General features: G+C 51.1%; 7 protein-coding genes. 1 reads left to right on the forward strand and 6 read right to left on the reverse strand.

Annotated features, from left to right (window positions below):
- Nucleotides 1-59: 59 nt before the first annotated feature.
- Nucleotides 60-323 carry a DUF1450 domain-containing protein gene (locus AC3WJN_RS22570; protein WP_005836405.1) on the reverse strand — a complete coding sequence of 88 codons (264 nt, stop codon included), beginning with the start codon at nt 321-323 and terminating at the stop codon, nt 60-62.
- A 173-nt stretch (nt 324-496) separates the two neighbouring features.
- Here AC3WJN_RS22570 and AC3WJN_RS22575 point away from each other — a divergent pair, with 173 nt between their 5' ends.
- Nucleotides 497-1,564 (forward strand): NAD(P)/FAD-dependent oxidoreductase, encoded by a 1,068-nt coding sequence (locus AC3WJN_RS22575; protein WP_007785734.1) that lies wholly within the window; start codon nt 497-499, stop codon nt 1,562-1,564.
- 134 nt (nt 1,565-1,698) lie between these two features.
- Here the strand turns inward: AC3WJN_RS22575 and AC3WJN_RS22580 are convergent, their stop codons facing one another.
- The 5 genes from AC3WJN_RS22580 to AC3WJN_RS22600 all read right to left on the reverse strand — a co-directional run.
- A complete protein-coding gene (locus AC3WJN_RS22580; RefSeq protein ID WP_327953608.1) occupies nt 1,699-2,151 on the reverse strand; it encodes a M55 family metallopeptidase in 453 nt (150 codons plus the stop codon).
- A gap of 148 nt (nt 2,152-2,299) precedes the next feature.
- Nucleotides 2,300-3,724 carry an AAA family ATPase gene (locus AC3WJN_RS22585; RefSeq protein ID WP_007785738.1) on the reverse strand — a complete coding sequence of 475 codons (1,425 nt, stop codon included), beginning with the start codon at nt 3,722-3,724 and terminating at the stop codon, nt 2,300-2,302.
- Nucleotides 3,725-4,606, reverse strand: a complete 882-nt coding sequence (locus tag AC3WJN_RS22590; protein ID WP_005836397.1) for a tetratricopeptide repeat protein — start codon at nt 4,604-4,606, stop codon at nt 3,725-3,727.
- Nucleotides 4,596-5,003 (reverse strand): hypothetical protein, encoded by a 408-nt coding sequence (locus AC3WJN_RS22595; RefSeq protein ID WP_005836395.1) that lies wholly within the window; start codon nt 5,001-5,003, stop codon nt 4,596-4,598. The genes AC3WJN_RS22590 and AC3WJN_RS22595 overlap by 11 nt, the downstream gene beginning before the upstream one ends.
- A 330-nt stretch (nt 5,004-5,333) precedes the next feature.
- A partial coding sequence (locus AC3WJN_RS22600; RefSeq protein ID WP_492329332.1) for a hypothetical protein occupies nt 5,334-6,000 on the reverse strand: 667 nt, incomplete at its 5' end.

Consider the following 6,000-nt stretch of genomic DNA (forward strand, 5'->3'; position numbering starts at 1 on the left):
TTATTTTCCGGGCACACGCGTTTGTTCGCGGGCCTCAATGAACATCCTAAGAAAACAGCTTACAGAGGAAAATCTGCGTCCAGCATCTCTTCTTCCTCGCGCAAGCAGTGCTTGATTTTCGCAAGCAATTCATCGGCTGACGGAGCTTTCAACAGTTTGCCGTTCACCAGTGCGAACGGCTCCATGTAGCATTCTCCGCAGTAGCCAAGACAGCCGTATTCGAGAACATCCACATCCAGCTCGGGGTCGTTTTCCAGCGCATCTACGACGGGCTGCGTGTAGGAAGAAACGTTGCTCGCGCAAAATTCTACCAATGGTTTCATCTATGTTCACCTACCGATTATACCGACATCGTCACGTACTTTATTGTACCGCGACTTTTCCAAAAATCCAGCGGAGAAAACGGGAAAAAGATTCTGCTTGCATTTTTACGGAAAGAGACTAAAAATAGAATGGGTGCTGTAAAAAACGGACATAAGAAAGGACTAGACCTTCTATGAAACGACTTGTGATCCTTGGTGGAGGATACGGGGGTCTTCGTATTATCGAGCGAGTCCTGTCCCCTGATTTACCAGACGACGTGTTTATTACCCTTGTGGACCGTATGCCGTTTCACGGCCTGAAAACAGAGTACTACGCTCTGGCCGCGGGCACTACGCCGGAAGCCCACTTGCGGGTCAATTTTCCAAGCGATCCTCGCCTGACCGTCAAATACGGCGAAGTTACCGCAGTGGACTTGGACGAGCAGGTCGTCAACTTTGCGAACGGGGACGCCCTCTCGTACGATTGGCTCGTCATCGGATTGGGCTGTGAGGACCGTTACCATGACATCCCTGGTGCAGATCAGTTTACTTGCTCGATCCAAACCATGGGAGCTACCCGCAACACATACATGGCAATCAATAATGTAAATCCATATGGTACGGTTACCGTTGTGGGTGGTGGTCTCTCCGGTGTGGAAATGGCGGCAGAGCTGCGCGAAAGCCGTCCTGACCTGAATGTGCGGATCATCGACCGTGGCCCGAGCATTTTGAGCCCATTCCCGAAAAAGCTGCAGGAATACGCTTCCCAATGGTTTATCGAGCACGAGGTACAGCTTGTCTCCATGGCCAACGTCACCGGAGTCGAGCCTGGCGTCGTGTACAACCATAACCAGCCGGTTCCAAGCGATGTCATCGTCTGGACAGCCGGCATTCAGGCCAACCGCATCGTCCGCGCCCTGCCGATCGAGACAGACAACATCGGACGAGCCAAGCTGAATCAGTATCACCAGATTCCTACCCATCCAAACGTCTACGTCGTAGGCGACTGTGCGAGCACGATCACTGCGCCGAGTGCCCAGACAGCCGAGATTCAAGGGGATCAGATCGCCCTGATGCTGAAAAAAGACATCAAAGGCGAAGAATACCCGGCTTCTCTGCCACCGCTCAAGCACAAAGGCTTCCTCGGTTCTCTCGGCAAAAAAGAAGGCTTTGCCAGCATGGGAAAAGTCTCCCTGGTCGGTCAGATGGCCCGCGTCATCAAAAGCGGACAGCTCTGGATGTACAAAAAACATATGGGATAATCGTCAAGCCTGTTGGCCAACTGGTCAAACAGGTTTTCTTTTTGGATCAAAAAGTTTTGAAGCCAAATGATGAAGGAGCTGTCCCCGAGGCGTAATCGGCCTTGGAACAGCTCCCCTTTTTTACGGTTCGCACCCTACAGGACGAAAAACAGAAAGCGCAGCACGTCCATGTAATCGTTCGATTCGTACTCGACGGTTTTCGCTCCCGTCTGCTTCGCGCCCGGGTAGAACGAACCGCGATACGCCAAGTAATGCTCGCGGAAGGCGATCTCTACGTGGAACGTTTCCGGCAACGCTACCCGGTATTTGGACAGGTCATCCGCCAATACCGCCGAAACCTGCTCCTTGATGTTTTTTTGCGCGACGTTCGGATGGATCGAGATTGCCGCATTGCCGATGCCTTCGCTCACGGGGACCGTCTTGATGTGCGGATTGATTTTTTGTGCTGCCTTTGCGGGCCTGGCTATAAGAAAAGGCAATGGACGGCGGCTGCGGACGGGTCTACAGGAAGCCCGCTGGCGCCTCTCGCGCCTCTTGCGCCTCTTGCGCCTCTCGCGCCTTTCGCCTGCCTGCCGGAGCGTAAGCAAGCATGAGAGGGCGTCTGCACGCTCGGTTGCCCCCTCTTTTTTGGCGAAGTCCCGCCTTCGTTGTCCTTATCTCGAGACGAAAAAAGCTTATTCCTCGCGCTCCGATCACGCACGCGGGAAATAAGCTTTTGCTGTTGGTGTCGTGTCGTTAAATCCGCTTGTAGCGGGATAAAAACGATTCTACATCGTTGTACAGACCGCCCTGGTTGGCGTATTTGACGTAGTTTTTCACCGTGCGCAGCCAGTCGATCGTGGACGGCTGCGTCGACTGGATCGCGTTTTTCAAGTCCTTCATAGTGAGTGGCCGCTCTACGCCCGTGCGCATAATCTCGGTGATGACCTCTTCTGTAGCAAGCTCGACGACGTTTTCGATGTCTGCGCCGGAGTACAGGTCGGTTTCTTTTGCCAAAAGCGCGTAGTCGATCTGCTCGATCGGCCGCTCGTGCAGCTTGATGCGGAAAATGGTCGCGCGCGCTTCTTCATCCGGCGGCGAGACAAAAATCATTTTGTCGAAGCGGCCCGGACGCTTGAAGGCAGGGTCCACGTCCCACGGCATGTTCGTCGCCCCGATGATAAGCATTTTGTCCGTATTGGTTTCGATGCCTTCGATCTCGGTCAAGAGCGTGTCGATCACGGCCCGCATCGTATCCGTCGAAGATCGGCTGCGGTTGTAGCCGATGGCATCCATCTCGTCAAGAAACAGCACGCTCGGCTTGGTCGCCCGCGCCGACGCAAACACCTCCCGCAAATTTTGCTCGCTCACCCCGATATACGGGTCGAGAATGTCCGAGACGTGAATCGGGATAAACCGGGCGCGGCATTCGCCCGCTGTCGCTTTGGCGATAAACGTCTTTCCGCAGCCGGGAGGGCCGTACAGCAGGATGCCGCCCCCGACCTTTTTCCGGAATCGCTCGAACAGTCCGGGAGACACGAACGGCTTCACAATTTTCATCTGGATCGCGTTTTTCACCGCATGCAGCCCGCCCACATCGGCAAACGTAATCGGCGGCGCTTCCCTGTCTCTTTTCCCCGCTTGCCCGCCAGAGATGACTTGAAATGGCCGCTCGCTGCCCGGCCCTTGGGCATGGCTGGCGGACGGGGGCCGGGTGGTTGCGAGGACGGGTACTTTTTCGGGTTTGTCGTCGGCTGCGGCAGAGGCTTTGTTTTCGGCTTTGTCGTCGGCCGCGGCTTCGGGTTTGTTTCCGGCTATGTCGTCGGCCGTGGCTTCGGATTTGTTTTCTGCCGCCGCTTCGCGCACCGTCTCATGCAGTTTTACATGCTCGACCTCATGCACCGCTACACCCCCCGCTTTCCGGGCTGTCGCCTCCCCTGAAACGGCTGGCTCGCTTTGTACAGGCGCAGAAGCTGGCGTCGGCGCGAGGGAGAGCTTGCCCAGCTCCCCGATGATTTGCGGCGTAAGCGCCGGATCGTTGCAGCGCAGCGCTTCCGTGAACGCTTGCAGTGCCTCGTTGTTTTTGCCCGTCGCGGCGTACTCCAGCCCGAGCAAATACCACGCCGAAGCGTTTTCCGGGTTGCTTTTTGTCATATGCAAAAGCACATCGATTTTGTCCACTTACTGACTCCTCACTTTACACACAAGTTTATAAACTAGCGGCGAGATCCACGTGTAAATCCCGAACACAATCCAGCAGACGATAAAGTACCCGACCGCAAACGGGGCAAGGTAGCTGATGAGAAACAGAAGAACAACAAAAACTACCCACATCCCGATCGGGCCACCCAGCTTGTCTACGAGCCGATTGGGCCAAAAGACGATGTGCGTCTCCTTGTCGATCGCATCGAGCAATTCTTTGACCCGCTCATTGGTTGGATCGAGCAAAAACGCCTGGATGAGATTTTCCTTTGCGGTTTTGTAATCGTCGCGAAAGTACGCCTCTTCCCCGATTTTTATCAGCTTGTACAGCTCGTCGTCCGCGACTTCCACATACGTCTCCAGCGTTTTGCGCTGCTGCTTTTTGTTGCTGGCAATCAAGTCGATGTAAAACTGGTAGTGCAGCACCGTGCTGTCGTTCGGGTTCAGGCGCTGCGCTTCCGCCATCAGCAGCCTTGCTTTTTTCACGTGTCCCGTGTGGAACATCAGGTACGCGTAGGTCGCAATAATCCCCGGCTCCTGTGGGTTCAAAGCGAGAGCTTGCAGCAGCGCCTGCTCGGCTTCGTACCACTTTTTTTGCGACTGCAAAATCAGCCCGAGCAACTGGTACACGTACTCCGTGACCATCCCTTTTTGCAGCACGTCCACGCACAACTCGTAGGCTGCCTCGTCATTGTCCAGTTGAAACTCGCAGTAGCTCAGCATGTAAAGCACGGTCGGATTGGTCGGCACTTCCGCCAGCGCCTCGCGCAAATGCTCTCTGGCCTGCTCATAGCGCTTCATGTCGTAGTAATGCTTGCCCAGTTGATAATGTCGCGAATTTTGCAACGCTTCAGTTTCCATGGAACAGTTGCACTCCTTTTGCTGCGAAAAACCACTCTACGGCCTTGCCCAGCAACGCATATAAAACAGCTTCCGGCAGGATCGGCTCCGTCTTCGCGTAAAGCCTCATATGAATGCGGTACTTGCCTCTCATCAGGAAGTAATACATGATTCCGGTGCCGATCGCAAAAAAATGCGCGTACCTTGTTGCGAAGAAGAAAACGGCAACGCCTGCTGCCGCAATCACATAGCTCCAAAGCGGCTTGATCCGCAGCCAGCCTGCGTTTTTAATCCCGAGCACGATCGCTGGCAGCAAGCCTCCGAGGAAGACAGCCAGGAGGTAATGGGTCAGATTGTACGATTTGGTTTCGTAGTCGACATTTGGCTTCAACGTCGGCTGAAACAGCTCGTGGTTCATGTTTTCACGCTCTTTTCCGGGTGAATAGAAAGGATATATATACCATATCGGCTGCGAACAGCAGCTCGTTGAGTTAAGACACGATATTAGTGTCACTAGGTATTTCTAATGTTGGATTACCATTAACTGTTATTTTTAGGTTTGCTCCCCTCGTACTTTATTTTCCGTCGAGTTGGTCGCAATACTACTCCCCAAAAGGGATTTTTCTATGGATTCATTGAAGGCATAAGGCGAAGCTTATTCTGATATAAAAAACTCCCTATCTTCTAATTGTGGTTAGAGATGGGGAGTTTTCATAGTTTAAAGCCCACTTGTAAGTGGTTGTTTTGTTTAATTTTCTTTAGGGCTAGGGAAAAATGCAGAATTAACAGAAGGCAATGAATTTGCTAGATTAATAATGTTTTGTTTGCCAATATTTCCGCATACAACTATTAGTTTTCCAGAATCAAAATAATACAAATAGCTGTTTTTTAAATTTTCTTTTGAGACATATGCTTCATTCTTATTGGTTAAAGTAATTTTTTCAGGATCATTTGTTTCAACAAAAGGAAAACGATTATATACGGCAATCGTGACTATCTCTTTTTCATTAGCAAATGCCCAAATTTTTTTGTTTTTTTTCGGTATTTTGAGATTTAATGCATTAAATTTATCCATTGGCAAATCTAAGCCTTCTTTATTCATAAACCCCGTACCACCCTGTAATCTTAAAAAACCATCAATAACCCATTTTTTGGTATTATTGTACTCATAGAGAAAAACTGTATAATTAGTTTCGCCTTCAGGGGAACGTATAGCAACAATACTGGTATCACCAAGAGTTGATTCGAAAACGATATCATTTTTTTGAGGAAATGCACTTTTTCCATCTTTAAAAGTAACTTTATATTGGTATGTTACTGCTTCAGAAGGGGAAGAGGCATTTTTTGGTGATTCTAGTATTGTAACCGACTCCACTTCTTTATCTTTAGTTACTTTAGATAGTCCATTAGGAACT

It is taken from the genome of Brevibacillus sp. FW306-2-1A-C05A (assembly GCF_058781555.1).